Consider the following 16,873-nt stretch of genomic DNA (forward strand, 5'->3'; position numbering starts at 1 on the left):
CTCATCGCGGTTCGGCCGGGGCCAGCGGAAAGCGGATGTCGAATGTGGTCCCCACGCCTTCGCGAGAGATAAAATCGATTTGCCCGCCTAATAATCTGCATAGCTCCTTGACGATCGCGAGACCTAGACCGGTGCCTGGAACATCTTGGCCTGCGGCGCGTTCGAACTCGTCGAACACGCGGTTCGCGTCCTCAGGCGGGATGCCCACGCCGGTATCCGACACGTGGATCGACCAATGCCCCAAGCCCGCCAAGACAAAGCTGAGGTTGATTTCCCCCGACTTCGTGTATTTCGTCGCGTTGGACAAGAGGTTAATGGCAATCTGCTTCAGCTTGAGTCGATTGGAGGTGACGGTAGACAGCGCAGGGTCGAAACTCGCGCGCCACGTGAGCGCTTTTGCCTCGATGGCCGGCTGCGCGAAGGCGACAAGTTCATCAAAGAGATCTCGCAATTCGACTTGTTCGAGCGTGAGCAGAGCGGCGTCGCCAAGCACGACCGAGTATTCGACCATCTGATCAACGAGTTCTTTCATGTCGGCGGCCTGCCGGGTGGCCATCGTCAGCGCCACATCGGCTTTTAAGGGCGCGCGACTGACCAACTGCAGTGCGATTGAAAACGCATTCAGAAAATTGCGCAGATCGTGGACCACGCTGCGCGTGATCTGCATGCGCGATTCGTAGAGATCGCTAACCAGCCGTTGCTTGAGCGTCAGTTCGTGATTCGCGCGCTCGAGCCGGCCTGTTTACTCGTCGATCTTGCGGTCGCGTTCACTGACCACTTCCTTGATCGACGTGAGCGTTACCATGCTGAGTGTTTCGGCAACGAGGCGCCGTGCCCGGCCTTCGTGGTGGCGAGTGAACGTGCTGTCCTGGTCGGCGAATTTTTCCAGTGCGTCCGCGAGCGCCTGATGAAACAAATCGAGTTCACGCACGAGCTCCTCGATCCTATAGCCCTGGCGCCAGCGGACCAATCCGTGGCTTCGCGCATCGCGCTCGATGGCCGGCCCGACACGCTCGAGATCTTCAATGTCGAGTGCGGCGCACAACCCGTCGAGAATTCCCGGCAAGTGATCGGCGAGTTGCTCGTAAGTAAGCTTGTCAGCACCGACAAGGTCGACGTCGCCGAAAACGGCTTTCATCCATTGCTCGGTCAGCCGGACCCGATGCTCGCGAATGAAGTCGGAAAATTTGCGCAGCGGGCGTATAGGCGTGTCGATCATCGGAAGCCACAAGACCAGGTTTGTGTAAAAGCGGATGTCTGAGGTTACGGGCATGGCGAACCGACAGCAATAGTTGCGGTACCGAAACAACATTCTTCTATCAACCCTACCCGATTGGACGCTGGCGTCCGAACGAATCGATTAATGCTATTAGCACCCCCGGCGACTGTCCTTTTTGACAATAGCCATCAAACGACGTGTGCAACAGGTGCCGGAGAACCTCCGCCTCATCGAGCGCGGTGAAAGCGATGATCACGATGCTGCCCGTTCGCAAATCACGCCTTAGCGCATGCGTTGCCTCTAGTCCATTCAGCTCGGGCATTGAAATATCCATGACAATCACATCAGGCACCCAAGCCGTCGCCATTTCGATGGCTTGAGCGCCGCTTAACGAAATTCGGCACTCCATAGGGTCGAGCGAAAGGTATGCAGCAAGTGCTTCCGCCCCATTTAGGTTGTCGTCGACGATTAACACGCGCAGGGGCTCGATATAGGCCGCGATACGACGGTCGGTCCAGGCTCGTGAGAGCGAGTTTTTGGGGTAGGGTTGCATTGAACTTTCGAGACGAGAAGGCATAGGAGCTCAGAAGCTGGTCCGTCGTGAGCACCGTTTGTACCCATATCTATGGGAATCCCCAAAATAGCCCCATCCGAATGTAAATATCCTTACCGCGTATGAGATGACTGAGAAACGATGATGGAGATCGTGGGCCTTGCGAGGCTGAGGCAAGGAGCAAAAACTGCGAAGAAACCTATTTCGGTTGTACTCTTGCGGCGTGCGCACGGACCCGTCAGTCGCAGCGTTGCGCCGCTTGCCGTCACCGAAATATTGCGGGAGTCGGACCAAAACGCTTTAAGGCTTGTGTGAGATTTCTGCGGACCTGAAACTCGTTAATTGGGGCGTTTGGGGTTATATGGTCGGTCATGTCGGTCACGCCTAGAAGCCGGCGAACGTCCTGAACGGCAGCTTCTCTATGAAAATGCCGGTCCACGCTGCCGCTGAGTGTTATCCAATCGTTTTCCACATAGACCCCAACCGCATCCGGAGGAACGGAAACGTCCCAGGCCAGCCGATTTACGATCGCTGCTGCAATGTCGTCGTTCCTGCGCTTCGCGTCGAAGGCAAGGTGGACTTGGATGTTGTCCGCAGCCGCCTCGACACCCTTCAGGCGCAGCGCAGCCGCTTCGGAGGAATGTTTTTCCGCAAACGATGTAACGTGCCGGTCAATGTGACGATGCTGGCTGCCGTAACGCCGACATGTGCAGCGGTGACGCTCGGTTCCCAGGCAAGTTCGGATAGAACGGCCTGTTGTAGCTCGCTGTCATTGACTATAAATGCCATGATGTCTCCGGGACCGATCAGGAATGCTTGAAGAATGCAATAAATGATGTTGCTGATGATAGAAGCCGTCGTGCGGTTCCGATAGAGTCGGAAACTACTCAGCACACAGCAGCAGGCCGCGTGGCGACGCCAACTTGGGATCGTGTCGGACGCCGGCGACTAAAGACCGCATCGCCAATGTCTGCATTCGTTGACCCAGGTCAAGCCGAACCTCGTCTACAAGTCTACACTCTCATCGTTAGAAAGCTAATTTCCGCGCAAAAGGGGATTGACGTTGAGAGCGTTCGTGTATCACGGATCCGGCGGAGAATCTCTCCGGAGTGGTAGGCGGGGAAGAGCATACCAAGCCGCCGGACATGTTCCCGAGAGGTGATCGACCACGCAATCATTTCGAAAGGCTTCTGCTCTTTTTGCCAACGGCGGCTGAGCAACAGGCAAAAATGTTTCATGACAAAGCGATCAAAGTGCTCGCCGGCACCGGTGCTGTCGTCCACACTGTCGTTGTAGCATCGATCTCTCGGATACCGGTTGCCGCCCTCGGCATCGGTATCCTTTGCCGTTAGCTTCTGTGGCCGGCTTTTTTATTAATTGCCTCTGCCTGACCTAAAGATGGCGGCATCAAAGAATGTGTTGCCAATCGATGTGGGTAAGGCAGGGGCTAACTTGTGTATTTCTGGGTTTCGACGGGCATGGCTAAGGCGTACGGAGACGCGGCGGCAGATGACCCGTTTCGCGTTGCGAAGGCCTTATCGGAATTCCGACTGCCCTACGGTTCCAAGTGTGTCGGCGTGACAGCTCGATCGGCGACTGTCCTAGGATGCGTCGCATTCGATCGAAGTCAACAGGCTTGACTAGGTAATGATCGATTCCAGACCTCAACCCAAGCTGTCGATCTGTTTCGTGGCCATATCCAGTAATTGCGACAAGAACCGTGTGGTCGAGACTCGATTGTTCTCTGATGCGCGATGCAACCTCGTAACCGTTGAGCCCGGGCAAGCCTATGTTTAGAAGCAACACGTTAGGCCGAAATTCGGATGCGGCTCGAAGCGCGCTATTGCCATCGTGCTTCGTCCTCACGGTATGCCCGAGCATTCCCACCAGCATCGCCGTACTCTCTGCTGTGTCGACGTTGTCATCCACAACGAGAATACGCAACGCGGTCGATGATTTGATACTTGATTCGGTCACCGGCAACGCTAGCTTTGCTGACAATATTGCGATCGGCAGACGTATCACAAATTCCGTCCCTTCGTTCAAGACGCTATGAACGTCGATGATCCCATCGTGCATTTCCACGATACGTTTTACCAACGCAAGGTCCATCCCCAGTCCACCGCGGGAGCGCGCAAGGGACCGTTCTGCTTGTGTGAAGAGTTCGTAAATATGAGGTAGTAATTCCGGAGCTATGCCGACGCCGCTATCTTTTAGGCGCACGAGAAAGACACGACTGTTCAGATTAATCTAAACCAGAAAGTTCCGAAAATATCGTGTGCAACGTTTTGCGGACACTGGCCTCAAGGGCCTGTACTGACCGGTGAACGCGCGTCAAGTTGCGGGTTAGTTGTTGCAGGGTGAGTTCAACGATTACGACAGTTTCCTCCGTCGTCGCGTCGTCTACACGCTGCAGGTGAGCGCCTATTGTCTCGTTCCCTAATTCAGAAAGATGCAATGCGGCGAGTCCGGCATGGCATTGCAAGTCGCAAACGGCTTTCGATAGATCCATCAGCGTCTTCTTGGGCATAGCAAATGCGGAGCGTTGTTGACCGCCTGCCGCAAACGTACCGCTATTTTCCTCGCCTTCGGCGTCATCGATAATGGCAATCGAGGTTAAGCAACATTGGATGTCCGAGAGGATCCAACTTGCATAAAGCTGAGCTTCTCTACTTTGCTGTTTTGCCAACTTCACGCGACTGAACAGGTTAGATTGAGCTATAAATCGGTCGACAAGCATTGCGACTCCAGCAGTGTTAATAAATTACGCCTTCGCTACCATTGTTTGGAAGGTCAACAGCCGCGAACATCGGTTCAAGGACGCCCAGTGTAGCTAAAATCTATAACAATTCGTTGCGGGGTCACGCCCAGCGCAGATCGCGGCGCACCAAAGAATGAGCGCTTTTTATCGGTCTACGGCACCAGGAAGCCAACCCGAAGAAATTATTTGGTCGGGCAGTTTGCCCATGCAAGCCAAAACAAAATACTTATAAATCGGTGCTCTTGTCGCCCAGCAGTTTGAAAAACGGTTTCGCTGTCACCTCTACCCCTCGCTCTGCTACGCAAACTGCTTTTCGTCTAATGTGCGCGTCGACCGGGTGGTGTACTGCGACGTATCGTCGTATATGTCTGCCCGGAATTTCTGACGTACGATGTTAATGTTCTCCCGGAAACACAAGCGCCGATGGTCAATTCGGCACCTGCAGAAGAGATTGATTCCGGTTCGATGAGGTGGGCGATAGCTCTCTTTCGGTCATCGACACAGGCGTGGGTTTTGCGAAATCGAATGCCGTAGATCTAACTCTTCGCCTTCCCATTTCCTTAATCCGCCGTTCAAAACGTCACCCGCTCTATGCCCTTTGCGCCTTGCCGCAACAAACCAACCGGTTTGAGCGAAGCAGGCGACCGACCTGACTTTGTCGCGTTACCTGCAGCCAGGCGGGGAATATCTGACGCTGTTGTGTCACCGAACGGCCTTGATTCGTCAGGCAACTTGAACACCAACACTGCATTGCGTAGCGAGTTGGCCTGCTCAGTGAGGGCGTGCGCGGCTGCCGAAGCTTCTTCCACGAGCGCAGCGTTTTGTTGCGTTACTTCGTCCATTTGGGTGACGGCGGTATTGACCTGTTCGATGCCCATGTGCTGCTCCTGCGACGCGGAGGAAATTTCGCCGACGATATTCGTGACCCGCTGTACAGATCCTACGATGTCGGAAATGATCTGGCCTGCGCCGGCAACCAGTGCCGAGCCCGCATCAACGCGGCAAGTGGACTGGGCGATCAAGCCTTTGATCTCCTTTGCCGCGGCGGCGCTGCGCTGCGCGAGCATGCGCACTTCGGATGCCACCACGGCAAATCCACGACCTTGTTCGCCGGCGCGTGCCGCCTCTACCGCTGCGTTAAGCGCGAGGATGTTGGTCTGGAAGGCGATCCCGTCTATCACCGCAATGATTTCCGCAACCTTGATCGAACTTTCGGCAATGTTACGCATCGTTTCGACTACCTCTCCCATCACGGCACCGCCGCTGGAGGCCGTGCTCGAGGCGGCGTCCGCGAGCACGGACGCCTGACGAGCGTTTTCGGCGTTCTGACGCACGGCGGCAGTAAGTTCTTCCATGCTTGCCGCTGTTTCTTCCAGCGAAGCTGCCTGTTCTTCGGTGCGCGACGACAGGCTCAAATTGCCTGACGCGATTTCAGCGCTCGCGGTAGCTACGCCTTCAGCGCTCTTACGCACTTTGGAGACCACTTGCGCAAGGCTCGATTGCATGTCCTTCAGCGCGCCGAGCAACTGCGCGATCTCGTCCTTGCCGCTTGAATCGAAGTCGAGCGAGAGATCGCCGGTCGCAACGGCGCGTGCGCAGCCCAACGCGCGGCCAAGCGGACGTGCAACCGAGCGGCTAAAGAGGAAGCCTCCAACCATTGCCAACGCCAGCACGGCGAGCATCAGCGCGACGCTGATAGTGGTGGCATGGTGCGCGTCGATGGCGGCTGTTTCGGCGACTTGCGCACTGTCGGCAGCGATCTTCTTCGCAGCCTGTTCGAGCAGCGCCGCGGGTTCCCGGTCGACGCCTGTCACAGCCATGTCGCCGGCCGACGGATCGAATTCGGCGGCCTTGTATGCTTCGAAACCCTTGCGGTAGCCCACGCCCATCGAAACGTGTGCAGCCGCGAATTTGTCGATCAGCGTGCGGCTGTCGCCTTCGGGCAGCTTCGTTTTCAATTCTGCAGCGAGCGCGTCGACAGTCCTTTCGCGGGTCTTAAATGCGCCCCAGTACTTGTTAAGTTTGGCCGGGTCCTTGCCGCGAAGAAGCGTATCCTTCCATTCCTGCACCTGCAGCTTGAACGCGACAAGCGTGGCCGAAATCATCCGCTCGTTAGCAACATTCTGCTGCACAGTAGTGCCGTACGCGTTAATCGACTGGTTGAGCGCACAGATACCGTAAAGCGCGCCGGCAAACATAAACAACAGTGCGGCACCAAAGGCAAGGGGAATTTTTAGGCTGAGTTTCATTAAGGGGCTCGTAAAACAGGACCGCGCTGTATCACGCGGATCGACCACAGCTTATCGGCAGGAATGAGCGGATCTGAAGTGTTCCGTAGCTTGGCCGTTGCTGGCTCCGCGCCCCCCAGACCGCAAGTGAGGTGCCTTGCATACCAGATCACCGTGACTAGCGAAGTCATGGAGGCTTTTCCCACCCGCTACCTGGATTCCTCGCTCGTCGCGTTCGTTTAAGCGACACATTCTAAGCAGCCTCCTAGGCTGGACTGCCGCGGGGGATATGATTCGGGGAAGAAAAGGCGCCAGAATTCGCGACGTTTTTTTTGTCGCCGTAGGAGCCAACGCCCGGGCGTTCGCCTTCAAGTCATATTCCGTATTTAACGAAGCATAAGTGCCATGATGGGCATGGGTTGGCCCGATTTGTACGAACTTTGAGTCGAACGGTTATGCTACTTGAAATGTTCAGCATATTCCCTAAATTTCAACAACGGTCGTGATTAGCTTCATGCATAGGGCAACCTTAACGACCGGTAGTCCGCGCGGCCTCTACGCGCTCTTTCACGGCTGCTAGTACTACTGTGTCATAAAACAAGGTGGCGCAATACAGCAATACGGACATCTCTGTAGTTGCTTGGAGATGTGGGCAGCAATTCGCCAGCGCAGCGTTGCGATCGAATCAGATACGTGTCGCTGCATGCGCTGGGGAGCCGCGTGGGGTGTAGTCCGCGGGTAAGGCAGGTATGCTGCGGACTTCGGAGTTTTTTTTACTGCCTTGACTCAGGCGCTGTGCGACGAGAAACCCGTAGGCGGCAATGCATAGGGATGCGTGATGATGAAAACCCCGCCACCCACGCCCCTCGAAGTGTCCGAGGCCAAACTCCTGCTTGAGATCCTGATAGTCACGCTCAATGCGCCAACGCATTTTGGCAACGTGAACGAGATGTTGCACAACCGTCTCTTCCGGCAAAGTTGAAAGCCAGTATTTGGTCGGTTCGATTTCGCCAATGGGCCATTCGATAAGCAGCCATTCTTCATCGCGTGGTGTAGCCTGCCAATTATCACGGTGAGAGGTCCGCACGCGCAACGCCGCAAAACGGGAACTTAGTGCGGCACGAGTGCCTTCACGCCACGAAACCGTGTGATAGCAAGATGGATCGAGCGCTAGTGCCAGGTCCTTGACCGCGACTGGATTATGTCCCGGTACCCGGCGTTGCAGGCTTCGAGGTCGGCCAACTTTGCCGGTTGAGGGTACAGCCGGCAGCGGGGCAAGTCCCGGTGGCCACACGCGTGTGCTCGACTGGATGCCCACGGCGTATTGCAAGCCGAGTTCGCCAACGCTGGCACGAAACGCTGCGTCGTTTCCATAACCCGCGTCAGCCAGCACCACTGCGTTCGGCGCACCACTTTGCCTTGCCTCACGCAGTTGCGCGATGGCGATCTGCGGCTTGGTCGCAAACTCAATCTCATCGGGCACACCGGCCTGCTGCCGTCTTGCCGGGTCGTCCGCCCATTCCCGCGGCAAGTAAAGTTGATAAGTGACTGGTAGGCTCGCCTCCTCGGTGGCTACAGACAAGCTCACAGCAACCTGGCAATTATCCGGCTTACCCAACTGCCCGCAGTATTGCCGGGCCACGCCCACCGAATGCTTTCCCTTCTTTGGAAAGCCAGTGTCGTCGATGATCCAGTACAGCCCGTTTGACGGGTCCATGTGCGGCAATACCCAGCGCCGAACCTGTTCCATCAATGCGGCGTCAGACCATTCGGATTTTGAAACGAAATGGTGTAGGGACTGATGACGCGCACTCACGCGATGCGGCTCGAGATGGGCTGCCAGCGGCTCGACACTTTTACGCGCAATCGGCAGCATCAACCCTTGGCAATAGCCCACCAGGCCGGCATGGCGATCACTATGTCCAATTGTGTCGCATAGGTGCTCCAGGTACTCATCGAACGATGTCTCCCAGTCCATCGCTTCCTCTTGTAAAGGATGAAGAAGCTCCTATAATGCCATGAATCTTATGACACAGTAGTACTAGCAGGCTGCTGAAATATCGGTCGTTGATGCGTTCGGGTGCATTACGACGGATGCTGAGGGTCGCACTTTTGAAACGCGGAAGACGTTTGCAGGCATTCCACGTTGCTCGCGGGTTCACGATATCGGTGTTACGCCATTGCTTATTGCCCCTCAGCCCGCAAGTGTGCGCATACGCGTCAAGTTGTAGCCAACCTGCGTCAGCACGAAGAGCTGGTCTACGCGTTCAAGTCCCCGATACATGACCTGGCGAATTCGTCCAACTGTCTTGCCCCATCCGAATACCTGCTCAATGCGCTTACGTTTTTGCTGGCTTACCGCGTAACCCGGCCAGCGCGTAGTTCGCTCGTCAATTGCTGAACCTCCCGGACGTCCATCGTTTTGCGCCACATGCGGCGTGACGCAATTCGCGCGACAGCTGGCGACGAAGCCAGCAGTGTCGTAGTTCTTGTCCGCGCCCACCGTAATGCCGAGCGGCGCAACACTTGCGGCATCGGCGAGCATCATCTCGGCCGCGTCGCGCTCGGCGGTGCCCGTCGCCAGCGTCACCTGTGCGTTGACCACCAGCCCGTGCCGGTTGTCGGTCAGTACATGCCCCATATAACAGAGCATCGCTCCAGTTCCCTTGCTCTTGCGAAACAGGCGCGCCTGCTCGTCAGTCGTGGATTGATGCGTCTCGTTACTGCGTTTCCGTCCGCGCCAATTGTCATTCGGCGCGGGCGGTTCGTCAGGAGGCGTGTCATCATCGTCTGGACTTGCCTTGGGCACAAAGCTCTTGTGCCCGGCCCATGCCTGAATCAACGTACCGTCGACGCTGAAGTGTTCGCCAGAAAGATACCCGCGCTCGCGCGCGGTCTCGACTGTCTCGTTGAAGAGCAATACCAGCACGTCGTGTTCGAGCAACCGGTCGCGGTTCTTGCTGAACGTCGAGTGGTCCCACACGGTCCCGTCCATCGGCAAGCCGACGAACCAGCGGAACAGCATGTTGTAGGAAATCTGTTCTACCAGCATGCGCTCGCTACGAATCGAGTACAGCACCTGCAGCAAAAGAGCGCGCACCAGCTTCTCCGGCGCGATGCTCGGGCGGCCTCCTTTGACGTCCGCCTCATACATCCGCGCGAACACATCGTCCATGCGTTTAAGCGCGTCATTGAGCCACGTGCGAATCGGACGCAACGGATGGTCCTTCGGCACGAAATCATCCAGCTTCAACACTGTGAACATAGATTCGGTAAAGCCATCCGGTCCGCGCATCTGTTCCATCTCGTTCTCATTGATGACATCAGTTCAACGTTTACGCCCACGTTCCGGATGACCGCCACACGAGGTATTTCACCAGCCTGCTAGGCCTGCTTGGCAGGCTTTTCCAACAATCCCTTTCCACGTATAACTCGCGCTTAGAAAGGTAAAATAGCCCATTCTTAGTTCGCGAGGACGTTCGCATGAAAATCTATCCGCCGCTTCATCCGGAGAACGACCCTGAGCGAGCCGCGCGCATAAGTGAGGCGATCGCCGACTTTCGTCCGGAAGATGACATGGAAGAAAGATCACGCCAACTGGCGCTTTCTCTTCTGAAAGCCGGCCATTTAATTGCGGCTGAAGCGGAGTTAACCGCTATCTCCGAGCGCCGCCAAGCTGGGCGGTGTTGAGGCGTTAGCGCAAGCGCTGGGTAACGGCAGGCGACTGGCTGAAACGTGGATATCGTTGCTCGCCCCTGGTTGTCACGATGCAGTGGCTCTAGCGAGAGCCAATACGCTCTCCACGCTGACTTTTGCAGAAAATTTCATCGAAAAATTTAGCACGATCGTCGTGGTAACCGAAGCGGCATGCAGGCGCCGCCAAGGGTTCTGTCGCATTAACGATGGTGCGGTAAAGTTCGGGCTGCACTAACCTAGCCTCGGCACACGATGAAGAAGAGCGCGACACCTCGAACGGACCTTGCTGCTAGCATTGCCAAGGTTTCGAAGCGGCTTCATTATCCGCTAGATTTGATGCTGCTATGCGTACGATGGTATGTTGCCTACTCGCTGAGTCTTCGCGATCTTGAAGAAATGATGGCCGAGCGCGCCATCGGTGTCGATTATTAACGGTGCATCGGTGGGTCATTAAGTTGGTGCCACTGTTGGAAAAGACGTTTCGCAAGCACAAGCGCCCAGTGGGCAAGAGCTGGCGCATGGATGAGACGTATATCAAGGTCAAAGGCTCGTGGAAATACCTGTATCGCGCCGTAGACAAGGCGGGTAACACGATCGACTTTCTGTTCAGAGCCAAGCGGGACAAGGTTGCTGCGAGGCGTTTTTTGAAAAGGCAATCGCTCAGAACGGTTCGCCTGAGAGGGTGACCATCGACAAAAGCGGCTCGAATTTGGCGGCATTGCATGCGGTGAACACCGAGCGTGAGACACCCATCAAGGTTCGTCAAGTCAAGTATTTGAACAACGTCGTCGAGCAGGACCATTGGGCAATCAAAGGTCGAACTCGCAGGATGCTGGGGTTTAAAGACTTCGACTGCGCACCTGTCATTCTGAGCGGCATCGAACTCATGCACATGATCAAGAAAGGGCAGATGAAGTGCGCAAACAAAACGCCGCTTTCTGCCGCCAACTAATTCTACTCTCTTGCTTCATAAGCAATGCATAACAATCGCATTTGCTCGACCAGCTTGCCTTACCGCGAGAACCCGGATTTGCCCGTAGCGAGTCATTGAGAGAAACTCGTTTCTCGTCAGGCACCTAAGCCAACGTCCCGCACGTTATCCACAGGCATTTCAATACAAACTGTGGATAACGCGATGATGCTCATCTCACGCGTGTTTTTGAAGCCGGGCGAAGGCCGCGCCAGACGTATTTCGCGGCGCTTGCACCAAACGAAGCAGCAGCACATCCCGGCTTTCGCAAATTGCTCGGGCAAGCACGATTTACCATCGCATACAAACTCGACGCCCGTTAATCACGAATTATTGATGACCGCGGGGCAGCCGTGAAGCTGTTACATATTCCGACCAATCCATGTGTGCCACCCACCTAATTGTCGAAGTCTTCTAGGGATACTCGATCGCTTGTCTCAGGAATTTCAATCTGCTCTAGAACCTTTGAAATACGCTGTTTGTTCAATTCGAACGCGAGCATGAGTTGTCTCGTCGTTGCGTTTGCCGCGCCCAGATATTCGCAAACTGATTTGATCGGAATGGAGAAAGAACAATAACCCCAGCCGAAGCCGTACGCCGAGAACCAAAGCGACTCATCGTAAGAAATAATCGGCTCGGTCATTCTTATCGATTGGGCACTCATGGTCCGCCTTTTTAGTTCGATGTCAAATCGTCACATAGTTCGCTGCTGTTGCGGGTGCGGCAACACTTCGAAAACGTTCGTACCTTGAGGTGCCGCAATTGGATCAACCTACGAGTACACAAGGCCCTCTTTAAAAGCTCAGTACAGTATTAGTGTACCGTTCGGGTCATGTCGAAAGGGCGTATTTATTTTGACGCCGAATCGGTCCGGATTATCTCCTTGATATAGCGCCGGGGAATACATATACGATGCTGCATAAGCGCTGGAGGAGCGGCAGCGATCAGGGGATTGGTGACCTTGCGAGCAAAAGCACCGAAAGGGAGCGTACGCCTTGCGCGCCGTGGATGAGCACGCCCTCGATGTCGGCCGTGGCTGAGGGCCCGGTCTGAAGTACAGCATAGTTCGCATCCCGCCATTCTGGGTGTTGGTAGGCGTGGTGAATGTTTGGAAGTATGTCCGCCGGGTCGAGCAGCACGATCAGGTGCTGCGGCAGGTACCCAAGGGTGTTCACGGTAAGTTGCTGGTCCGTCAGGCAGATTGATCCAGTTTCAGCGACAGCGAACACGGCGCGGACGACACCATAGTCGACATCAGCGAGGTCGGTTGGTTGTGTGCCTGGCGACAGCGTGCGGTTACCGGCGATCTCCGGGACGTTGGAGCAGATCACCTTAGCGTCCTTGAGCTTGGCTTGTACGGATGCCAAAGGGTCGACAAGGTCGTTCACCAACATCTCCCCGCCCATTTTCGCCAACATGTGACCGAACGCGTCCTGCAGATCGGGCGGCGGATTGCCGTCAAACAACGGCACTGCCGGCTCGGGCCGTTCCAGCTTGGGCATGTGCGCTCGGATAGAAGCGAGTATGACGTCGCGGTTGCTCACGGTTTCGTTCCCCCGTCGTCGCCTGACCGGTTGTGGTGATACCACTGGTGAAAGGTTTGTAACGGCGGCGGGGGCATTTCCCGCTCTCTGCCCCAAGTATTAAGGCGGTTGTAGATCACGAACCGCGGCAGGTGTTTCAGCGCGCTGTCCGCCATCGGCAACACCGCCCGGTACAGCTTGGGGCTTGATAGCAGCAGCCCGGCCGCCTTCATCATCGCCTTCTTCGTAACTGGCAGCTCATGCGTCTCTGACATCACCGTGCGCCAGTCGGCTATCTGTTCATGGATGTTGATTTGTTGATTTTGACCGGACACACGTTGGTGCAAGGTATCCGTCAGCGGAACCCGTTAGGGCGGTTGCGCGGCTAAATGTCGACGATCTTTCGCAGTAGAGAGTACGAAACGCGCCAGTGACCATCAGTGTCATTGACGGCAATCGAGGCGGTCTTCGCATTTAGTCGAACGATGATGCCGACGCGCTCGCTCAGGTGCTTGTCGGTGAAGCCAACCGTGTCACCGATGAAGAATTCCTCACGTTGCGTTCTCGGCGGTGGTTTCGGTTCGACATGAGGCTGAGCATTCGAAGTTCCTGGGATGATCGCTGCGTAGAGTACGCCCCAACGGCGTCGAGTTGCGCTGTCCTGAACCACGGCCTGTGTCTGGCGAAGTTCAACTATGGTGCCTTGCGCGGGCGGTCCAAGCGGGTTGTCGCCGACGTAGTTGACGGCCATCCCCAGGTGCAGGCGTTGACGTATTTCGAGAATACGTCGAGGGTCATCAAGCATTTTGCCGATAGCTAGATAGAGGCGATATAGCTCGGCGCTGGGCGCCTGCCGAAGCGAGTCGAGAATGTCCATGGTGTAGAGGTGTTTTAACGGGCGAGCGGCAACAGTTCGTGCACGCGATTGACGGGATACGATGGCAGTTTCTCAAGCGTTCGTTCGAGCCACGCATAGGGTTCGATACCGTTAAGGCGAGCCGTCCCGATGAGGGAATACATGGTTGCCGCCGCCCGGGCGCCTCGTGGAGAACCTGCGAACATCCAATTCGATCTTCCGACGGCAATGGGCCTGATCTGGCGTTCCAGAGCATTGTTGTCTGGCAATAGGACGCCGTTTTCCGTGTACCGGATCAGCGCCTCCCAATGCCGTAACGCATAACCGAATGCCTTGGCAAGCGGCGCTCGTGGGACCAAACCGATGCTGTTCGCCTCGAGCCACTGAAGAAACTGTGCAAGCACCGGCAAGGCTTCGGTTTGCCGTGCCGCGAGCTTGATGTCTGGTGTCTGGTCTTTGACCCGTGATTCAATCGCATATAGCTTGGCGATCCACTGAAGGGCTTGCGCTGCGAGCCCCGGCTCCTTCTGATCCTTAGCAATTTCGAAGAACCGTCGACGGCAATGGGCCCAACATCCAACCTCGATAACATCGCCGCGCGCGTATAGCGCACCATGGCCGCTATACGCGTCAGCCTGCAGATACCCTTTGTATCCGTTTAGGTACAGCAGCGGATGTGCTCCAGCACGCGACTCGGCGAACTCGAACACGACTGCCGGCGGATGGTCGACCCACAAGCCGTTCTCGTTGCGCTGGCCCGCGCCCAGATAACCCCATAATCGTGCTGTGCGCGTTGATGGGTGCCCTCGCTCAAGCAGAGGTAGCGTCGTGTCATCCACGTGCATGCGCGGCGCCTTCAACTGGTGAGCGCGCAAGCTAGGCAGCAGTACCGAGAGTAGCTCGGCCGATGCCAGCTTCCATTCGCACAACGTAGCTCGCGGCAAGTACACGCCACGGCGCGCGTAGCGCATTTCCTGTCGATTCAACGGCAAATGATCGACATAGGTGTTGACCAGGACGTTGGCGAGCAGGCTGGCGCTTGCATTGCTCTTAGGCAACGGCGAGGGCTGAGCGCTTGCGGTCACGATGGTCGATTCGCTGTCCTTCTTCGCCACGTATTTGAAGCGGATGTGCTCAATGACGGTCAGCTTGGACGGCTCGTAATGCAGCGTCTCGCTACGCTCTTCGCCAATGCGTTCGAGCGTATCGAACGCCATCTTCTGTTCGTCGCTCAGATCGTATTCGATGCGTGTACGTGGCAGGTCCTTGGGTAGCGCCGGACGCCCTTTACGGGTGTGACTCTCTACAGGAACGGCGTCTACTGCTGGCGGTGCCGGGATATCCGTGGCGGCGTCAAACAGCTCGGCTTGGCCTGCCAGGCGCTCGGAGCTTACGCCAAAGCGCGCACGGTTCAACTGCGCAATCTGATGCTGGAGGATTTCCAACTGCTCCCACAACACCCGTGCAAGCCGATTCTGTTCGAGCGCGAACGCTTGCAGCGCATCGGGCTCGACGGGAAGATCCGCGACAGTGACGGCGTTGGGTGGCATGTGTTCCATGATGCCTAACTCAGGCCACGTTTACAAGCTCGGCGCTGCGCTGGAGCACCTCACGTCACGCGCGTTACTGCCACGGTGCGGTGCGGCTCTCGCGCCGGAATCTCGATGCCTTCAAGCCATGCGTTGAGCTCGGCGAGCGTGAAGCCGCGCTGGGCGAGCAATGAGGGTGCCGGGAAACGGCCTCTTTCGAGACGCTTATACCAAAGCGCGAAGCCGGTCCGGTCCCAATAGAGAATCTTCACTTTGGAGCGGTCTCGCGCTACGAAGACGAACAGGTTGCCCGATTCAGGCTTCTGAGCAAGTAGCGGCTCGACGAGATAAGACAGCCCATCGATCGCCTTGCGCATATCGACCGGGTCGCGACAGATGTAAGCGCGAACGTCCGAGGCAATCAGCACCGGCCACCTCCGAGCTGGCCAAGCACAAAGCGCACGATGCGCTCGGCGTGAACGCCGCTCAGTTCGATACGAACGCCAGCGAGCGATAGCGTCACACCGTCACGCGACGGCGACACATCAGCCGCTTGCGTTGCAACAAGCGGCCTTGAGGAAGCCAGTTCACCATCCAGATTGGAAACGATGAATGCCGCATCCGCAGTAATCGCGAGCGGCTGCTTAATCTCTTTGATGTGGGTCGAAAGCTTCTTGCGCCACAGGCTGAAGGTGCTGACCGCCAAACCCTGTTCCCGGCAAAACCGCCGAGCGCCCACACCACTCGCCTTCCAGGTGGTAACCATTTCGCCCCAGAACGCTTCCCCTTGCCGTGGGCGACGTGTACCCATCGCCGTTGCAGCCTTAATGATCTCGTCTTCCATCGCATTGCCCTCGTTCTCACGAAAGCATCACCTTCACATTCGGGACGTCGCATTCAAGACGGGATCCGCTGACGCTTACGGTGCAAGAGCCGTTCAGCGTGGAGGAGAACACGATCTTGCTGTATTTGCGCGCACTAAAGGTTGGGTCCAGGATGACGCCGATCGGCCCAGCATAGGTGGCGCCGTAGCTGAGGCCGCCCGAGCGGCGGGACCCGCGCGCTGTTCCGAGCGGTGATCGTGCGGTACGACGTGTCCGGCACCCGAATACGTCACCAGAAACTGCTGACACAAATTTCTCGATGTAACGCACGGAAACCGATCGGTAAACCAATGCATTCTGTGAGTGGTTAGGATCGTCTCGTTGCCCTGCATTGCATGGAGGATATATCGAATGCTGAGTCATCACGAACTTGCAACACTCATGTCGCTCGGCGGTGGCGACAGATTTCTCGATCCTTTCGATCTGGATGTCCAGGCGCTCAGGCGGTACCGACTCGTCGAAGTGGCCGAGCAAAAAATATCGCGGAATTCGTTAGAAGCTACCGTGCAATTGACGCGCTACGGTCGCCAGTTCCTCGAACGAATGAGGCTCGTCTCGCGCGCCTGAGTGGGTTGTTAGACGCTGGCATGGCAACGGTTTAATCGGGCAGGGGTGCGTTGGTATTTGAAACTGCCGCAGGCCTCTCGACGTTAA

Annotated in this window: 16 protein-coding genes and 3 pseudogenes; 3 read left to right on the plus strand and 16 right to left on the minus strand. The window is 56.5% G+C overall.

The window, feature by feature from the left end; translation table 11 throughout:
• Position 1 precedes the first annotated feature (1 nt).
• From AXG89_RS23430 to AXG89_RS23470, 9 genes and pseudogenes are all read right to left on the minus strand, one after another.
• Positions 2-1,219: pseudogene (locus tag AXG89_RS23430) on the minus strand (sensor histidine kinase).
• 106 nt (positions 1,220-1,325) lie between these two features.
• Positions 1,326-1,772: a response regulator gene (locus AXG89_RS23435; RefSeq protein WP_062172812.1), complete on the minus strand. Its 447-nt coding sequence runs from the start codon at positions 1,770-1,772 to the stop codon at positions 1,326-1,328.
• 265 nt (positions 1,773-2,037) lie between these two features.
• Positions 2,038-2,448, minus strand: a complete 411-nt coding sequence (locus AXG89_RS44740) for a BON domain-containing protein (protein ID WP_442861759.1) — start codon at positions 2,446-2,448, stop codon at positions 2,038-2,040.
• The gene (locus tag AXG89_RS43150) at positions 2,385-2,561 is read right to left on the minus strand and encodes a BON domain-containing protein (RefSeq protein WP_236873534.1); all 177 of its coding nucleotides are present in this window, start codon (positions 2,559-2,561) and stop codon (positions 2,385-2,387) included. The genes AXG89_RS44740 and AXG89_RS43150 overlap by 64 nt, the downstream gene beginning before the upstream one ends.
• Before the next feature lie 693 nt (positions 2,562-3,254).
• Positions 3,255-3,995 (minus strand): response regulator, encoded by a 741-nt coding sequence (locus AXG89_RS23450; RefSeq protein WP_082771579.1) that lies wholly within the window; start codon positions 3,993-3,995, stop codon positions 3,255-3,257.
• A gap of 22 nt (positions 3,996-4,017) precedes the next feature.
• Positions 4,018-4,512 carry a hypothetical protein gene (locus AXG89_RS23455; protein ID WP_062172820.1) on the minus strand — a complete coding sequence of 165 codons (495 nt, stop codon included), beginning with the start codon at positions 4,510-4,512 and terminating at the stop codon, positions 4,018-4,020.
• 593 nt (positions 4,513-5,105) lie between these two features.
• Complete coding sequence (locus AXG89_RS23460; protein WP_082771580.1) at positions 5,106-6,782, minus strand: methyl-accepting chemotaxis protein; 1,677 nt, start codon at positions 6,780-6,782, stop codon at positions 5,106-5,108.
• A gap of 664 nt (positions 6,783-7,446) precedes the next feature.
• Positions 7,447-8,739 (minus strand): IS701 family transposase, encoded by a 1,293-nt coding sequence (locus tag AXG89_RS23465; protein WP_062172822.1) that lies wholly within the window; start codon positions 8,737-8,739, stop codon positions 7,447-7,449.
• A gap of 216 nt (positions 8,740-8,955) precedes the next feature.
• Positions 8,956-10,056, minus strand: a complete 1,101-nt coding sequence (locus AXG89_RS23470; protein ID WP_062174050.1) for an IS5 family transposase — start codon at positions 10,054-10,056, stop codon at positions 8,956-8,958.
• A gap of 188 nt (positions 10,057-10,244) precedes the next feature.
• Between AXG89_RS23470 and AXG89_RS23475 the strand changes: the two genes are divergently transcribed.
• A complete protein-coding gene (locus AXG89_RS23475) occupies positions 10,245-10,451 on the plus strand; it encodes a hypothetical protein (RefSeq protein WP_062172824.1) in 207 nt (68 codons plus the stop codon).
• A gap of 258 nt (positions 10,452-10,709) precedes the next feature.
• A pseudogene (locus AXG89_RS44745) lies at positions 10,710-11,409 on the plus strand (IS6 family transposase).
• Positions 11,410-11,824: 415 nt separating this feature from the next.
• Here the strand turns inward: AXG89_RS44745 and AXG89_RS23490 are convergent.
• The 7 genes and pseudogenes from AXG89_RS23490 to tnpA all read right to left on the minus strand — a co-directional run bounded on the left by AXG89_RS23490 (position 11,825) and on the right by tnpA (position 16,179).
• Positions 11,825-12,070 (minus strand): hypothetical protein, encoded by a 246-nt coding sequence (locus AXG89_RS23490; protein WP_062172828.1) that lies wholly within the window; start codon positions 12,068-12,070, stop codon positions 11,825-11,827.
• Positions 12,071-12,371: 301 nt separating this feature from the next.
• A complete protein-coding gene (locus AXG89_RS23495) occupies positions 12,372-12,971 on the minus strand; it encodes a LutC/YkgG family protein (protein WP_062172830.1) in 600 nt (199 codons plus the stop codon).
• A pseudogene (locus AXG89_RS23500) lies at positions 12,968-13,296 on the minus strand (lactate utilisation protein LutB domain-containing protein); the annotation flags it as partial. The pseudogene AXG89_RS23500 and the gene AXG89_RS23495, both read right to left, overlap by 4 nt.
• A gap of 39 nt (positions 13,297-13,335) precedes the next feature.
• On the minus strand, positions 13,336-13,827 hold the full coding sequence (locus AXG89_RS23505; RefSeq protein ID WP_062172834.1) for a hypothetical protein: 492 nt from the start codon (positions 13,825-13,827) through the stop codon (positions 13,336-13,338).
• Between the two features lie 14 nt (positions 13,828-13,841).
• Positions 13,842-15,365: an IS66 family transposase gene (gene tnpC, locus AXG89_RS23510; RefSeq protein WP_062172836.1), complete on the minus strand. Its 1,524-nt coding sequence runs from the start codon at positions 15,363-15,365 to the stop codon at positions 13,842-13,844.
• A 50-nt stretch (positions 15,366-15,415) separates the two neighbouring features.
• Complete coding sequence (gene tnpB / locus AXG89_RS23515) at positions 15,416-15,763, minus strand: IS66 family insertion sequence element accessory protein TnpB (RefSeq protein ID WP_162916115.1); 348 nt, start codon at positions 15,761-15,763, stop codon at positions 15,416-15,418.
• A complete protein-coding gene (gene tnpA / locus AXG89_RS23520) occupies positions 15,757-16,179 on the minus strand; it encodes an IS66 family insertion sequence element accessory protein TnpA (protein ID WP_062172838.1) in 423 nt (140 codons plus the stop codon). The genes tnpB and tnpA overlap by 7 nt, the downstream gene beginning before the upstream one ends.
• Positions 16,180-16,570: 391 nt before the next feature.
• Here tnpA and AXG89_RS23530 point away from each other — a divergent pair, with 391 nt between their 5' ends.
• Positions 16,571-16,786: a hypothetical protein gene (locus AXG89_RS23530; RefSeq protein ID WP_062172840.1), complete on the plus strand. Its 216-nt coding sequence runs from the start codon at positions 16,571-16,573 to the stop codon at positions 16,784-16,786.
• Positions 16,787-16,873 lie beyond the last annotated feature (87 nt).

This window comes from Burkholderia sp. PAMC 26561, from assembly GCF_001557535.2.
Lineage (GTDB): Bacteria > Pseudomonadota > Gammaproteobacteria > Burkholderiales > Burkholderiaceae > Caballeronia.